Below are 15,658 nucleotides of genomic sequence, written 5' to 3'. Positions count from 1 at the left end.
TCGAGCCCGGAGGCAGGTCGTTCGACCTGCCTTCGAAGTGGCCCCGATGCCTCCGGCGGTCAGGCCGGAACGATCTCTGCGTGGCGTGCCCTGGCCTTTTCCAGCTCTGTGCGCGGGACCCACCAGCCGTGCACTTGTGCGCGCATCGGCATGGGCATCGGCACGCGCGCGACGGGGCCGGCGCTGACGGCTCCGGCATCGATCACCCAAAGCTGCGAATCGAAGCTGTCCGGTCCGGTCTGTTTATCCACGACCGTTAGCAACCAGCCGTCCTTCTCGGGATCGCGCGAGGGCACGTGAACCGGCTCGTTGATCGCCATGCCCGGCTCGAGCGGGAGCGCGTCGATGCGCCCGTTGCCCGGCTCGATCTGGAGGAGCATATTAAACGAAACGCCGACCGGGCCGCCGAGCACGGGCGGGCCACCCTCGGGGTTGATCGTCAGGTACCAGCCCTTGCGGTGAGGGCGACCCTGGTTGGCGTCGGGAATGCGCGGCATGTCGCCCGGAGGGCCGATCACGCGCGATTCGAAGCTCTCGCCGGGCTTGGCCATGTCGAAGCTCCAACGCGTCATCCCGCCCTGGATGTCCTGCTGCGCGCGTTCGACCCCGCCCGCCTCGCGCATGAACTGGAAGGCGCAGGTGTCCGAGAGGCACACGTCCATGTGGATCCTGTCGCCATCGTCGTAGGCGTTGAGGAAGTGGAACGCCGAGACCCCCTTGGGTCCCTTGAACCAGCGCATTTCCTCGACCTTGCCATAGCGCGGCATGATCCCGACCCAGCTTTCCAGCTCCTGCTGGTGCGCCCAGTGCGGGCCGCCCGCCTCGATCCGGGAAAGGTCGGCGGTGGTCGGGAAGATGGGGAAGATCGCGTATTTCTCGGTGATCAGGAAATCGTGGATGGTCGAGCAGTAGGGCTGCTGGAACCATTGCTCGGAAACGAGATTGCCGTCCTTGTCGGCGATGCCGTAGGCGACGTCGAGGCTGGCGAGACCGCCGGCCTCGTAGCCGAAGAAGAACATCTCGCCGGTCTCGGGATCGATGCGCGGGTGGGCGGTGAAGGTCTCCGACTTGAGCGCGCCGTAATAGTCGAAGCGACCGATCGTTTCGAGCGTTTCGGGGTCGATCTCGTAGCCCAGGCCATCCTCCTTGGTCATGAGCAGGCGCCCGCCGTGCCAGACCGGGGTGGTGTTGGCGACGGTGCGGTCCTTGCCCGCGACGCTGGGATCGTCGGTGAAGGGATTGCGGTAGCGCCCGAAGAGCGCGCGGCGGGCCTCCTTCTCGAGCTTGTAGCGCTCGGTCTCGACGTACTTGATCGCGTAGTCGACCACGCCGCCGCGAATGTCGAACTTGGCGACCATGCCGTCGCCCGAGAGCGCGATCTCGTCCTCGAACATGGGCGCCAGCGCGGGATCGGGGACGGCGCGGAAGAAGGCCCCGTCGATCTCCTCGGGGATGGTGCCGACGACGTCGAGATTGCGCGCCGACCATTCGATGCCGACGGGCGTGTTGGTGCCGATGAAATGGATCGTCTTTGGAAAATTGGTCACGGGTTACGTCCTCTCCAGATTGCAACCGGATCGCGGTGTTTCGTCATTCTCCCCGGTGGCCCCGGTTATCGTTCGTCACGCGGCCAGGTTCTGGTTCGCGCGCAGGGCCTTCAAGACATGGTCCGAGCCCTTGTCGCCGACCATGATGGCGGTGGCGTTGGTGTTGCCCGCGGGCAGGCTCGGGAAAACGGACGCGTCGGCGATCCACAGGCCCGCCACGCCGTGGACGGCGAGGTCGGGATCGACCACCGCCATGAGGTCCTCGGCCGCGCCCATCTTCGCGGTGCCGACCGGATGGTAGAGCGGGATCGAGGCGAGCTTGACGTATTCGCGCAGCGCTTCGGGGCTGTCGAGTGCGGCGCCAGGGCGCACTTCGCCGGTGATCTGCGCGGCCATCGGCTCGGCCGCCATGATCCGACGCGCGATGGCGATGCCCTCGACGATCTGCTCGATGTCGTCGGCGCCGGCCAGCTGCTGGTGCGCGATCACCGGGGGGGCGAGCGGATCGGCCGAGCGCAGCGTGATGCGCCCGCGCGCGGTGGGGCGCATGAGCCCGATCAGCGTCGAGACCGCCGCGTCCTTGCGCAGCATGAGCCGGCCCTGTTCGTCGAAATCGAAGGCGAAGGCGGCGAAGGAGATCTGCAGGTTGGGCGCGGCAAGTCCGGGGCGCGAATGGACGAAGGCCTGTGCGTGGCCGATCCCGGTGGTGAGCGCCCCTTTGCGCAAGGCCGCGAACTTGAGCAGCTGCAGCGCGCCCCGCACGCCTTGTGCGTCGGTGTTGAGCGTGTTCGCCTTGACCGTGTTGACGAGGTGCGTGCCGACATGGTCCTGCAGGTTGCGCCCGACGCCGGGCAGGTCGCGCACGAGCGCAATGCCCGTGTCCTGCAGGTGCTCGCCCGGACCGATGCCCGAAAGCATCAGCAGGCGCGGGGTGTTCATCGAGCCGGCGCTGAGCACCACCCCGCGGCTGGTGCGCAAGGTGCGTTCCTCGCCGCCCTGGAGCACGACCACGCCCGTCGCGCGGCCCTCCTCGACCAGCACGCGCAGGACCTGGCATTCAAGTTCGACGCGCAGGCGACCGTGGTAGTCGCGCCCCTCGAGGTAGCCGCGCGCGGTCGAGCAGCGCATTCCGCCGCGCTGCGAGACCTGCACGTAGTCGACCCCTTCCGCGCTCTGGCCGTTGAGATCGGCTGAGCGGGGGATGCCCGCTTCCTGTGCGGCCTCGATCCAGTCGTCGGTTACCGCGTAGCGCGCGCGCACCTCGGAGACGCCGATCGGGCCACCGGTGCCGCGCCAGGCGTCGGGCCCGCGCTCGTTGTCCTCCATCCGGCGGAAATAGGGGAGCACACTGGCGTAGTCCCAGCCCGTTGCGCCCAGTTCGGCCCAATGGTCGTAGTCCCATTTGTGGCCGCGGATGAACATCATGCCGTTCAAGGAACTGCCGCCGCCCAGCAGCTTGCCCGCGGGCCACACGTCCGCCCGACCGCCCAGCGAGGCGTCCGGCTCGACCTTGTAGCACCAGTCGAATTCGGGGTTCTGCACGACCGAACTGGTCAGCGCGGGCACGCGCGACTTGAGCGTCTTGTCCGAACGTCCGGCCTCGAGCAGCAGGACGCGCACGCCGCCCTCGGCAAGCCGCGCGGCCATCGCGGCGCCGGCCGAGCCGCCGCCGATGACGATGATGTCGGGTCTATCCATGGTCCGTCTCCTCTCAGTAGCTGGACAGGATGGTGAGGCTGGGCGTGTCGAGCGGCTTGCCTTCGGCCTGGAGCTTGAGCTCCCGGGTGCGGGCCTTGCCCTGTTCGTCGATCAGCCAGGCGTGGATCGCGTGGGCATCGTCCTTGCTGATGAGATCGTCCCAGCGCGGCATGCCCATCGGCAGGAATGCGCCATCCAGCACGATCTGGTCGAAGGCCTCGTGGATGTCGGGGGTCATTCGGCGAAGGTCGGGCACGCCGGCGCGCAACTGGTTCGAATGGCAGATCGCGCAGTTGCCGAAGAACACCGCCTGGCCGCGCGCGATCGTCGCCGGGGTGACGCCGGGCAATTGCGCGGGCGGGGCCGGGGCAACCTCGGGGGCGGGCAGCGGTTCGGGCTTGGCAACGGGCCCACCGCCGAGCCGGAAGACCAGCATGCGGTTGGCGTTGCCATAGGCATAGGCGGCCGAGTAGCGCGGCACGAAGCCCCAGCCGCCGCCGCCAAAGCCGGTGGCGACCGCGAGGTACTGCACGCCCTTGACGCGGTAGGTCATCGGCGCGGCGAGGATCGAGCGGCCGGTATCGATCGACCACAGCACCTTGCCGGTTTCGGCATCGCGGGCGTAGAGGTGCCCGTCGATGCTGCCGTGGAAGACGAGGCCGGTCCGCGTCGCGAGGACGCCCGGACGGTCCTGCCATCCGGCGGTGTCGACCGCCCACTTGGCCTTGCCGGTCAGCGGGTCGATCGCGCGCACTTGCGCGCTATAGGGCTTGTCCTTGACCCATTGCCATTCAGGCAGTTTCTGCACGGCCTCCTGCACCGGGGGCGGGAGCGTCGCCAGCGACTGGCCAAGGTCCGAGGTGAACAGCAAGGCGGTCTGGATGTTGAGCGCCTTCTTGCGGTGCGGGTCGGCGGGGTCGAGCGGGGGCGTGGCGAACATGAGATTGCCCATGTCGAGCACCGAGGCGAAATAGAGCCCGCGATCCGGATCGTAGGCCGGGGGATACCAGTTGCGCGCGCCGGGCGAGGCGGGAAAGACGATGCGCGGGCCCTTCCAGTAGTTGGCCCCCTCGGGCCGCATCTTGGGGCGTCCGGTTGCCAGGTCGTAGCCCTCGGCCCAGCTCGTGCGCACGATGGCGTTGATCGCGATGGGTTTCCCGGTTTCGCGGTCGAGCACGAAGAGGAAGCCGTTCTTGGGCGCATGAAGGATCACCGCGCGCGGCTTTCCCTCCACCGTCACTTCGGCAAAGAGCAATGGCTGGGTCGAGGTGTAGTCCCAGGCGTCGCCCGGCGTTTCCTGATAGTGCCACTTCACCCGGCCGGTCTTGCGATCGAGCGCGACGAGCGAGCCGAGGTAGAGATTGTCGCCGCCGCCGGGCGAGCGGCGCTCGATGTTGTAGGGCCCGCCGTTGCCCACGCCGATGATCACGCTGTCGTTCTGCGCATCGTAGTTGATAGCGTCCCACACCGTGCCACCGCCGCCGATGTCCCAGCGGCTGTTTGGTGACCAGGTCTTGAGCGCAACATCGAGCTCGGAGTTCTCCTGGGGGCCCAGCTTCGGGTCGTGGGGCACGGTGAAGAAGCGCCAGGCCTGCTTTCCGGTCGCGGTGTCGTAGGCGGTGACGTAGCCGCGCGTGTCGTACTCGGCGCCGGCATTGCCGATCACCACGAGGTTCCCGGCAACTTCGGGCGCGCCGGTGATGGTGTAGCCGCGCGTCCGGTCGGTGACGGTGTCCCGCTTCCACAGCACCGCGCCGGTCTTCGCGTCGAGCGCGTAGAGCCAGCCGTCGAGCGCGCCGACGAAGACCTTGCCGTGGGCCACCGCGACGCCGCGATTGGCCTGGTCGCAGCAGGCGGCGCGGTTGGCCTGCATGTCGACCTCGGGCTCGAACGCCCACAGGGGCTTGCCCGTCGCCGCGTCGAAGGCATAGGCGCGGCCGAGATTGCCGCTGGTGTACATCACGCCGCCCACCACCACCGGGGTTGCTTCCTGGACGCGGTCGGTGCCCAGGTCCTGGCTCCAGGCAAGGCCCAGTTGGCCGACGTTGGCGGGGGTGATGCCTTCGAGTGTGGAGTAGTGTGCCGCGTCCGCGCCGCCCTTGGGGCTGGGCCAGTCGTCGCCAGCCGCAGTGGGTGCGGCGCCCTGGCCGACCGCGCTCGAACAGGCGGCGAGCAGCAGCGCCGGAGCGAGCGCGAGCGTGGCGCGTGCAAGGCGGGCGAGGGGGGGCATGTTGGTCATCGTCGTGCGCCCCTTCACTTCGGCCAGGCCGCGCAGTGCTGGAGCATGACGTCGCGCAGCGAGCGCGGAGGCTTGCCGGTCAGCTTCTCGACGTGGTCGGTCACGCAGTCGAAATAACCCTCTCGGATCGACTGGCCGAAGGTCACCATGTCGTCGCTCGACCAGGGGATCGGCCCGTCGGGCACGATGTCCGAGGCGTGGCGCGGCACGCCCAGCGTGTCGAAATAGGCGAACATCGCCGCGTCATCGACGTGTTCCACCGTGATCGGCTTGCCTGCGATCTCGCTTGCCATGGCCAGCGCCTCGGGGATCGAAATGAGCTCGGGGCCGGTCAGGGTATAGGCGGTCCGGGCGTGGCCTTCCTGGGTGAGCACGCCGACCGCCGAGGCCACGCAGTCGTCGCGGCTGACGAAGGCGACTTTGCCTTCGCCGCAGTTGTCGGGCTTGTGCCCGCTGGCGAGGGCGGGGATGACCATGGCGGTTGCGATCGCCTCGGCGTACTGGCTGTCGCGCAGGTGCGTCCAGGCCGCGCCCGAGGCTTCGATGATCTCCTCGGTGGCGCGGTGGTCGAGCTTGACGATGGCCGGATTGTCGGGGGCGTCGGCGGCGATCAGCGAGGTATAGACGATATGGCCGACACCCGCCGCAACGGCGGCCTCGACGGCGTTGCGGTGCTGCCCCACGCGCGTTCCGACGCGCGCGGTGGAAATGAGCAGCATGCGCTCGCCCCCTTCCATCGCGGCGGGAAGCGAGGCAGGATCGTCGAAATCGGCGGCGCGGACATGGGCGCCCGCCTCGGCGAACTGGCTAAGCTTCTCGGGCGTGCGGGTGAGGAAGACGAGGTCGTCGGGCGCGCACTTTGCCAGCAGCAATTGCGCCGCACTGCGGCCGAAGGCGCCCGACGCGCCGGTGACGATGATCTTGCCCAAACTCTCTCTTCCCAGTCTCGCTCCGAGTCCTCCCGGAGTTCTTGTGGAAGAAAGTAACGAGTGTTACGGTTAGGTCAAGGCACCTCGTCGCGTCGTCGTCGGACGTCGCCGGGGCGGGGGCACTTCATGGGAGAGAATTAGCGTGTCGAAATTGCCGATCGAAGACCGACTGGCACTTCAGGATCTTATCGCAGACTACAGCTGGGCGCTCGATACGGGCGACGTCGAGGCGCTCGTCGCCTGCTTTACTCCTGATGCGCGCATGGTCGAGGAAGTCTTCGAGGACCCCGACATCTGGGAAGGCCACGAGGGCATCCGCGGCATCGCCGAGCACTATCGCAACGCGCCGGGCTTTCCCGGGCGCCAGCACCACGTCACCCAGACCCAGTTTCGGGCGCAGGAGGACGGAAGCGTCACGATGCGCAGTTTCGCCTTCGTCACCGAATGTGAGGACGAGCCGCCCTACCTCCTGCGATTTACCGGCTGGTACGACGACCATGCGGTGCGCTGCGAGGATGGCGCATGGCGCTTCCACCGCCGCACCGTGCGTCTGTGGGACGGTGAAGTGCTGAGCAAGTTTCCCGGGCGCGGGCATTGGGTGCCGCGCAAGCGGCCGCCTTCGCTGGTCATTCGAAAGTAGACGGAAAAAGAGAGTTTCGAGGGGCAGGGCCCCTCGAGCTCCCATTACCGCCGAGGGACGTGGCAGGCCCGAATGCCCTGCATGATTGCGGACTGATCGGGAGGGATCAATCCGATTGGGCATGGTGCCAGGGTGTGGCCGCCAACATTCTGTCCGTTGCCGCAGCCGCTTCGGGGAAAGGCCCTGTCAGCCATCCAGGTCCTGCGTGAACGGACAGGGCTAGACGGTATACGGGGGCAAGGGGTGCTAAACCCCTTGAATCCCAGACTGTTTGAATCCCAGCTTGCGTAGTCCGGTTAGTTCTTGGGTCGCAAGACCCAGCTGAAGCTCGAGCCCCCGGCGTCGATCCCGCGCCTTGTGCCGCATTGCGGCACTGCGCCCAAGGCAAGTTCGGCGAAGGCCTCGGGCCAGAGCGGGGCGTTGGCGCGGGCAAGGGCGGCGAAGGCTTCGGCGCCTTCGCGGCAGCGGGTTTCGCCAAGGCATCCCGCGCGGTGTGTGATCCGGACGAGCTCCTCGTAGCCCATCTCGCGCGCGACTTCGGTGAAGAGCAGGTGGTCGCTCGCGCGGGTCATGCCGAAGATTGCCATTGGGCGTTGCCCGAGCAACTGGCGGGCCTGGCGGATCGGGTCGCCCTGCAAGGCGATCGCGGGGGTGCCCAGCGCCTGCGCCCGCGCCGCGAAGGCGCGCGTTACGGGCAACGCGGCGTCATGCACGAGGAGGCGCGAGGCGCGCGCGGCAGCGGGTTCGAGAGCAGCCGCCGAGTGGCTCATTGCCACCATCGGGACAGCTGCGGCGGCGAGCGCGAGGACCTCGCGGCGTGCGAGTGCGTTCATGGATGCGCTCCGGCGCTGCCGCCGTCGGCTGCGGGGGTGTTGCGCGAGAGGTAGGTTGCGATCTCTTGCATTTGCGCGTCACTCACTTCGCCACGCGGGATGGCGGGCATGTTGCCGATGCCGGTGCGCGCGGCCTGGACCACGTAGTCGGTTGGAAGGTCCTGGCGCGCCTCGAGCAGCGCGACGTCGGTGCGGCGCGCCAGCAGGCCGGTGCCCATGCCGTTGGGGCCATGGCACATCGCGCACTTTTCGATGAAGAGCTTTTCGCCCGGTCCGGCATTGGGCCGGGAGGCGAGCGTGATCGGTGCGGGCATCGGCGGCGGGCCCTGCCGGGGCTTGGGTGCGGCGGCGTCCTGTGCGACGTCCTGTGCGGCTCCGACACCGGTAGCGAGCGCGGCGAGGGCGCCGGCTCCCGCCATGGCGAGGACGATACGCGAAACCAGGCTCATGCGCGGGCTCCCTTCGCTGCGGTCGGCCAGATCCCGCTCTTACCAGGCGCGATGATGCCGGCCGGGTCGAGCGCGTTCTTCACCTTTTCGTTGAGTTTGAGCAGGGCGTTGCCGTTGAAGTCGTACGTCGAGGCAACAAGGTCCATGTAGTCGAGGTGCGTGCGATATTCGCCGTAGCCTTGCGCCTTGGCGTCGGCGACGAGCTGGCGCAGGAAGGGATCGACACGGGCCATCATCTCGGGGTTGTCCTTGTCGAGCAGGACCGCGTTGACGTTGATGAGGTGGCGCTCGCCGAAGGCGAAGCTCGCCTGGTAGTCCATTCCGTATTCGCGGTAGCGATCGTAAGTGCGCTTGAACTGCGCCATCGCGGCCTTGCCCGACTGGGGCAGGACCGGCGAGAAGCCGATGTGTCCGCCGCGACCGCCGTGCCAGTTCGCGTTCTGCATCGGGAAGGTCATCGGCGTGCCGGTCCAGCCCGAATTTTCCAGAGGCTCGCCCCGCCTCCATTGCGCGGGGCGCAGCGAAAGGGGCTTCAGGTCGCTCATCGCCTTCTCGAGGATCGGGTAGGCGGCCTTGTTGACCGCCTCGCGCCCGTAAAGGCGCAAGCTAACGCCCCACCAGCCGACATGGTACTTCCTGCGGATGGCATCGATGATCGGGTCGCTCAGCGCGCCGGGCTGGTCGGTCCATTCCGCGCGGGTGGTGAGCACGGCGGCGGCGCGCAGCCAGTTGCCGATCGTGGGCGACTGCTGGAGCAGTCCCTCGCGGCGCAAGGGGCCTAGCGCGTCGATCAGGGGGCCGAGGTCCTCGGGGCGGTCGAATTCGACATCCATGCCCATCAGCGATTCGGGTTCGGGCATGAGCCAGAGGCCCATCTTGGTTACGACGCCGAAGTTCGACTGGACGAAGAGCTGGTCCCACGATGGCCCGAAGCCATAGCGGTAGAGCTGCCAGGTCGGCGAACCCTCGAGCGCGCCCATGCCGGTGCGCACCAGCGAGCCGTCGGCCAGGGCGACTTCCAGGCCGCAGATCTTGCTCGTGTTCTCGCCATAGGGGGTATAGCCCACGCCCCGGTCGAGCGCGTTGCCGACCACCGAGCCCCACGAATTGCCGGGCGTCGAGAGCCAGTGCTTCATGCCGCGCGCCTGGAGGAAGTCGTAAAGGTCGTAGAAGCCGACGCCGGGCTCGAGGAGCACGGTGCCGTTCTCCTCGTCGTACTCGATCTTCTTCATGCGCGAGAGGTCGAGTACGACCGAGCCCGCCAGCACCGGCGCGCTGCCGCCATAGCCCAGGTTCTTGCCCCGGCTGATCGGCCAGAGCGGCACGCCGTGTTCGGCGGCGATGCGCAAGGCCGCCTGCACTTCCTCGGTGCTTGCCGGGGCAAGCGCGCCCGCCGGGTGATGCCGCGTGTCGTCCACTGCGAACTTGTCGGCATAAGTGGCCGCGTCGTCCTCGCCGAAGAAGACGTTGTCCGCGCCCAGCGCGCCCTGGAATGCCTTGAAGGCTTGCCGGATCCGGGCCGGATCGGCGGCCTGATCGCCTTTGGAAACCATCGCTCTCCACCTTGCCGAAGGCCCGGTGGTTCACACGCGCGGCGCTGCGGCTTCGTTCTTATTAGTAACGAACGTTACTGTGTAGAAGCCGGGGGCGCTTGTCAATGCGGTGCGGGCTAGGGCTGGGAGGTGTCGTCGCCGGACGCGCTGTGGATACGTTCGAGCAGGCCGATCAGGGTCTCGACCTCGCTTGCGGAGAAGCGTCCCTTGAGCCAGGCCTCATGGGCGAGGACCGAATTGCGCGCCTCTTCGAGCACGCGTTCGCCTTCGGCCTCGAGGCGCAGCGAACTCTTGCGCCGGTCGAGCGGGGAGGGCTCGCGGCGGATCAGGCCGCGCGCGGCAAGCCGGTTGATGATCTCGGTGGTCGTCGCCCGGTCCATCTGCAGTTGCTGGCCGAGATCGGCCTGGATGAGGCCGGGTTGCTCGGCCACCAGCCACAGCACCGAAACCTGCTTCTGGGTCAGCCCCAGTTCGCTGAAGGTCTCGGTGAAGTGCCGATAGACCGCGCCATGCGCCAGGCGGATGTGAAAGCCGAGCACCGAATCGAGATCGCCGCGAGTCGCGCGCGCCATCGGGTCCAGGCCGGTTTCGAACGTGTTTTTGTCTGTGCCCACGTCCCCATGCTTAGCCCGGCGGGGGAATGGTTCAACGGGGATTTTGGGCGCTTGTGCAAAATTAGTTCGTTTCACGAACATTCTCTCTTGTGCGGATTTCGAGGGCGCGATAATCTTGTCCTCGCACGCGGCAAGGCCGTGGCATGACTTTAGGAGAGGTGAGATGGCAGACAATCTCGAGCAGGTCCTTCAGGGCGCTGGCAACATCGTCGAGATGCTTCGCAATTCGCAGCTCGGGGCCTATGTGTACCCCGTCGTTGCCCCCGAATTTTCCAACTGGCGTTCCGAACAGTGGGCCTGGCAGCACAGCGCCGTCCTGTTCGACCAGTCGCACCACATGGTGAACCTCTACATCCGCGGCAAGGACGCGCTCAAGCTCCTGTCCGACACCATGATCAACAGCCCCAAGGGCTGGAGCGTCAACAAGGCCAAGCAGTACGTGCCGACCACGCCCTATGGGCACGTCATCGGTGACGGCATCATCTTCTGGGAAGAAGAGGAAAGCTTCACCTACGTCGGCCGCGCGCCCGCTTCGAACTGGCTGCGCTACCACGGCGAGACCGGTGGCTACGACTGCGAGATCGAGCTCGACGACCGTTCGCCGATGCGCCCGATGGGCAAGCCCGTCTCCCGCAAGGAATGGCGCTTCCAGATCCAGGGCCCCAAGGCCTGGGACGTGATCGAGAAGCTGCACGGCGGCCCGCTCGAGAAGCTCAAGTTCTTCAACATGAGCACCATGAACATTGCGGGCAAGACCGTGCGCACGCTGCGCCACGGCATGTCGGGCGCGCCGGGCCTCGAAATCTGGGGCCCCTACGAAGAGCAGGAAGAGATCCGCGCCGCGATCCTCGAGGCGGGCAAGGAATTCGGCCTGATCCCCTGCGGCAGCCGCGCCTATCCCTCGAACACTCTGGAATCGGGCTGGATCCCGTCGCCGCTGCCGGCGATCTACACCGGCGAGAAGCTCAAGGGCTTCCGCGAGTGGCTCGGCGCCAACAGCTACGAGGCGACCGGTTCGATCGGCGGTTCGTTCGTTTCGGACGACATCGAGGACTACTACCTCAACCCGTGGGAGCTGGGTTACGGCAACTTCGTGAAGTTCGACCATGACTTCATCGGCCGCGAGGCGCTCGAGGCGCTCGATCCGGCCAAGCAGCGCAAGAAGGTCACGCTGGCCTGGCATCCCGAGGACATGGCCAAGATCATGGCCTCGATGTTCGATCCCGATGGCGAGGCCTACAAGTTCTTCGACGTGCCGCTCGCGAACTACGCCTCGTCGAACTACGATGCGGTGCGCGATGCTTCGGGCAAGACCATCGGTTTCTCGATGTTCACCGGTTTCTCCTACAACGAGAAGCAGGCGCTCAGCCTCGCTACCGTCGACCCCGAAACCCAGATCGGCGACGAAGTTACCGTGCTGTGGGGTGAGGAGAACGGCGGCACGAAGAAGACCACGGTGGAGCCGCACAAGCAGCTTGCGGTGCGGGCGATCGTCTCGCCGGTGCCCTATTCGCGCGTTGCGCGCGAGACCTACCAGGAAGGCTGGCGCACCGTGAAGGCCGACGCCTGACACGGGGCCCTGTCCGCGACAGGGCATTCGGCAACAAAAAGAAGAGGCCGTCCGCGCGTTCGCGGGCGGCCTCTTCTTTTTTGCGCAGTGCCAGCGCCGGACGACGTCTGCCGTCAGACCCAGTAGGCGATCGCGCGGAGCTCGACCGAACTGCGTGGCGGGGCGTCCTGGGGCGCTGCGGGGTTGTCGAAGGCGACATGGGGGACGCAGCAGGCCGTGCCGGGGGCGCTGTCGAAGGTCTTGAACAGGATGGCCTCGCCGACCTGCATGTCGCTGAACCAGACCCAGCGGTGCTGCGGGGCATGGGCGAAGACGAGCCCTTCCATGGTCCAGATGTCCTCGCCGTCGCGATCGAACACCGCGTCGGCGGGGAGCAGGTCGGCCATGGTGAACGAACCGGCATCGCAAAGTGCCAGCGGGACGTCTTGCGGCGGTGGGGATGTCGGGCACCACAAGTTGTAATGCGCGGTGCGGCGATAGCTCGGCAGGTCCGAAGGCCGTGAACGCAGCGAGAAGGCATGTGCCGTCGCGGCGGATACGTCGACATGGGCGAAACGGGCAGGGCGCGAATTGTCGAGCTGGCCCGAAAGGTCCGAGCGCTCGGCGAAGCGGTGGACGGGCGGCGTACTTATGACGATCCGGTCCGCGCCGGTAAGGTCTGCGATCAGTCGGCGGGTCGAATCGGTGTCGGGTTCGAGATGGCCGTTCGGTCCGGCGGTCATAACGCTCGAGACAATTTGGTACCCATTACAATCCAGCAAGGGGTTTGACCGGCGTCCATCGGCAATATGCATGGCCTGCGGAGCCAGTTCGACGGTGTCGCGCGAGGAGTCGTTGGCGCGGTAAAGCATCCGCTCACGTCCACGGGCGACATAGTTGATGACGCTTGAGAAAGGCTCCATATCTTGGTTTTCTCCCGATTTCCTGCATTCATGCAGTGTGTGTAAAGGCATTTGCTGGCCAATGAAGCTTCGGCGGGGAAGGTCAATTAAATGACTTTCGAGTAAAAAAACATGCGCGGGCTCGTCTCCGGGCTTGCCTTCCACATATTGTATGCCATACAAACAACATGTCGCACAACGCGACGGCATGAAAGGTGTACGGAGACCATAATCTCCGGCGCTGGTTCAGGAGAGGACCGATATGCAAGGCATTTCCAAGAAGGGGCTGCGCTGCGCGCTGCTCGCGACCGCTTCGGCGGCTACTCTTTTCGCCGCTTCGAACGCGCAGGCGCAGGACGCCGAGGCGCCGAAGAAGGAGCAGTCCAGCGATGATGCCGCCATGCGCGAGATCATCGTGACCGCGCAGTTCCGCTCGCAGAAGCTTCAGGACACCCCGCTCGCGATCACCGCGGTCGACTCCGCGCTGCTCGAAGCGCGCAACCAGACCGACGTCTCGCAGATCGCGGCGCAGGCCCCCAACGTGCAGATGACGCAGATGGGCGGCGCCTTCGGGTCCTCGATGGCGGTCTACATCCGCGGCATCGGCCAGTACGACTTCAACCCTGCCTACGAGCCGGGCGTGGGCATGTACATCGACGATGTCTACTACGCGACGCTCACCGGCAACATCATGGACCTGCTCGACGTCGAGCGCGTGGAAGTTCTGCGCGGCCCGCAGGGCACGCTGACCGGACGCAACTCGATCGGCGGCGCGATCAAGATGTACTCGATCAAGCCGGAGTTCGAGGATTCGGCGAAGATCGACGTCGTCTACGGCGCACGCGAACGCGTCGACTTGCGCGCCAGCATGAATTTCGGGCTGACCGACAACCTCTTCGCGCGCGTCGCGGGCGTCTACAAGCACCAGAACGGCTACGTCGACCAGGTCGACTACGGGTGCGCCAACCCGGACAACGCGCTCGGCATCTCGGGCAACCCCTCGACCCCCAAGGACTGCGTGGTCGACAAGCTGGGCGAGCGCAACTACGCGGGTATCCGCGGCTCGCTTCGCTTCAACCCGAGCGATGATTTCGACTGGATCGTGACCGGCGACTACACCTGGGAGCACCGCAATGCGGCGGCCGGGGTGCTCACCCAGAACGATACCTCCAAGACCGACGGCATCGATTTCACCTGCGGCCGGTTCTGCACCTACGCGAGCTGGTACATGCCCGCCGGCGGGCAGGCGACCGAGGCCTATTACATGCCCAATTCGGTCAAGTTCTGGGGCTGGGGTGTCTCGAGCGACATGTCGATCAACCTCGCCGACAACATCAACCTCAAGTCGATCACGGCCTATCGTGAATACGAGCAGATCTACGGCACCGACGACGACTACACGCCCAACCCGAACATCGGCGGCGCAGGCTTCAACGACCTGACCTTCCGCTTCTTCAGTCAGGAACTGCGCCTCAACGCCAGCATCGGCGACTTAGCGGACCTGACCGTGGGCGGCTTCTATTCGGACCAGAAGTCGGTCTACTTCACCCGCCAGGACATCCGCTATATCGGCCACGGTCTGGAGGCGCTGTTCCTCCAGTTCCAGGGCGACGACCCGATCAAGGCGGACAGCAAGGCGGTCTTCGGTACCGCGATCTTCCATCCGGCTCCGGGCCTCAACGTCACGGCTGGCGTACGCTACACCAAGGAGCACAAGGACTACACCTTCGTGCGCAAGGCCTGGGACGGCGGCGCGCTGACCGACATCTTCGGCGTCGGCGCGCTTGACGGGACGGTGGCCAATTACGATGGCGACCGCGTCGATTATCGCCTTTCGGTCGACTACCGCTTCAGCGAGGCCGTGCTCGGCTACGCGACGATCAGCACCGGCTTCAAGGGCGGCGGCGTGACCGCGCGTCCGTTCACCCAGAACCAAGCGGTTAACGGCACCTTCGATCCCGAAACGCTGACCGCCTACGAAGTGGGCCTCAAGACCGACTTGTTCGGCCGTCGCCTGCGCGTCAACGTCGCGGCCTTCTACAACGACTACAAGAACATCCAGCTCCCGCTGGCGGACTGCGCGATCCTTGACGGGTTCGAGCCCGGCACTGATCCCTACCCTTGCGCCGCGATCGGCAACGCGGGCGATGGCGAGATGTACGGCGCCGAGCTGGAAATCACGGCAAGCCCGGTCGACGGTCTCGACATCGACGGCTCGCTGAGCTGGATCGACGGCGAGTGGAAGCGTATTGGCGATCAGGTCGGCGGTTCGATCACGCTGGGCGACCCGATCACCACGCCCAACTGGCGCGGAAGCTTCGGCATTCAGTACCGCGGTGACATGGGCACGAACGGTTCGATCACGCCGCGCTTCGACATCGCCTATACCGGCAAGCAGAACATGGGTCGCCTTGCGGGCAGCGATACGCTCGACTTCAACCCGGCGCGCGCGATTGCCAATGCCCGGCTCACCTGGCGCAACGAGAACGACGACCTGGCGATCTCGTTCGAGGTGCAGAACCTGTTCGACAAGTACTACTTCCTGCCGATCCGCTTCGCCGCGCTCTACGCGAGCGCGGGCACGACTTACTCGAACGTGGGCCGTCCGCGTGAGTGGGCCTTCAGCGTACAGAAGAAATTCTGATCCGGGTGGCGGCGGAGAGCCTTGCAAAGGGCTTGCTCCGCCGCCCCTTTCGAGACACGAC

The 15,658-nt window shown here is 66.4% G+C and carries 12 protein-coding genes; 3 read left to right on the top strand and 9 right to left on the bottom strand.

Going from position 1 to position 15,658, the window contains the following annotated elements; all coding sequences use genetic code 11:
• Positions 1–59 precede the first annotated feature (59 nt).
• From nov2 to HT136_RS20795, 4 genes are all read right to left on the bottom strand, one after another.
• Positions 60–1,547: a lignostilbene-alpha,beta-dioxygenase NOV2 gene (gene nov2 / locus HT136_RS20810; RefSeq protein WP_214201774.1), complete on the bottom strand. Its 1,488-nt coding sequence runs from the start codon at positions 1,545–1,547 to the stop codon at positions 60–62.
• A gap of 75 nt (positions 1,548–1,622) precedes the next feature.
• Entirely contained in the window at positions 1,623–3,245 is a 1,623-nt protein-coding gene (locus tag HT136_RS20805; protein ID WP_214201773.1) for a GMC family oxidoreductase, read from the bottom strand.
• 13 nt (positions 3,246–3,258) lie between these two features.
• The gene (locus HT136_RS20800) at positions 3,259–5,484 is read right to left on the bottom strand and encodes a PQQ-dependent dehydrogenase, methanol/ethanol family (RefSeq protein WP_246544036.1); all 2,226 of its coding nucleotides are present in this window, start codon (positions 5,482–5,484) and stop codon (positions 3,259–3,261) included.
• A 14-nt stretch (positions 5,485–5,498) separates the two neighbouring features.
• The gene (locus HT136_RS20795; RefSeq protein ID WP_214201772.1) at positions 5,499–6,413 is read right to left on the bottom strand and encodes an NAD(P)H-binding protein; all 915 of its coding nucleotides are present in this window, start codon (positions 6,411–6,413) and stop codon (positions 5,499–5,501) included.
• Positions 6,414–6,555: 142 nt separating this feature from the next.
• Here HT136_RS20795 and HT136_RS20790 point away from each other — a divergent pair, with 142 nt between their 5' ends.
• A complete protein-coding gene (locus HT136_RS20790; protein WP_214201771.1) occupies positions 6,556–7,053 on the top strand; it encodes a nuclear transport factor 2 family protein in 498 nt (165 codons plus the stop codon).
• Positions 7,054–7,349: 296 nt separating this feature from the next.
• Here HT136_RS20790 and HT136_RS20785 read toward each other — a convergent pair whose 3' ends face one another.
• The 4 genes from HT136_RS20785 to HT136_RS20770 form a co-directional block, all read right to left on the bottom strand.
• Positions 7,350–7,886, bottom strand: a complete 537-nt coding sequence (locus tag HT136_RS20785; RefSeq protein WP_214201770.1) for a hypothetical protein — start codon at positions 7,884–7,886, stop codon at positions 7,350–7,352.
• Positions 7,883–8,335 (bottom strand): c-type cytochrome, encoded by a 453-nt coding sequence (locus tag HT136_RS20780; RefSeq protein WP_246544035.1) that lies wholly within the window; start codon positions 8,333–8,335, stop codon positions 7,883–7,885. Before HT136_RS20780 ends, HT136_RS20785 begins: the two co-directional genes overlap by 4 nt.
• Positions 8,332–9,888, bottom strand: coding sequence for an FAD-binding oxidoreductase (locus tag HT136_RS20775; RefSeq protein ID WP_214201769.1), 1,557 nt, complete (start codon positions 9,886–9,888; stop codon positions 8,332–8,334). The genes HT136_RS20780 and HT136_RS20775 overlap by 4 nt, the downstream gene beginning before the upstream one ends.
• A gap of 116 nt (positions 9,889–10,004) precedes the next feature.
• Positions 10,005–10,502: a Saro_0803 family transcriptional regulator gene (locus tag HT136_RS20770; protein ID WP_343222266.1), complete on the bottom strand. Its 498-nt coding sequence runs from the start codon at positions 10,500–10,502 to the stop codon at positions 10,005–10,007.
• A 163-nt stretch (positions 10,503–10,665) separates the two neighbouring features.
• Here HT136_RS20770 and ligM point away from each other — a divergent pair, with 163 nt between their 5' ends.
• Positions 10,666–12,072 carry a vanillate/3-O-methylgallate O-demethylase gene (gene ligM / locus HT136_RS20765; RefSeq protein ID WP_214201768.1) on the top strand — a complete coding sequence of 469 codons (1,407 nt, stop codon included), beginning with the start codon at positions 10,666–10,668 and terminating at the stop codon, positions 12,070–12,072.
• Between the two features lie 113 nt (positions 12,073–12,185).
• On the opposite strand, the gene HT136_RS20760 is transcribed toward ligM, so the two are convergent.
• On the bottom strand, positions 12,186–12,974 hold the full coding sequence (locus tag HT136_RS20760) for a CmcJ/NvfI family oxidoreductase (RefSeq protein WP_214201767.1): 789 nt from the start codon (positions 12,972–12,974) through the stop codon (positions 12,186–12,188).
• Between the two features lie 241 nt (positions 12,975–13,215).
• On the opposite strand from HT136_RS20760, the gene HT136_RS20755 reads away from it, so the two are divergent.
• On the top strand, positions 13,216–15,597 hold the full coding sequence (locus tag HT136_RS20755) for a TonB-dependent receptor (RefSeq protein WP_214201766.1): 2,382 nt from the start codon (positions 13,216–13,218) through the stop codon (positions 15,595–15,597).
• The last annotated feature ends 61 nt before the right edge of the window (positions 15,598–15,658 follow it).

The organism is Novosphingobium profundi, assembly GCF_018491765.1.
In the GTDB taxonomy this organism is placed as follows: Bacteria; Pseudomonadota; Alphaproteobacteria; order Sphingomonadales; family Sphingomonadaceae; genus Novosphingobium; species Novosphingobium profundi.
Note: the sequence above shows the minus strand (reverse complement) of the source record. Positions and strands in the feature narration are given on the sequence as shown.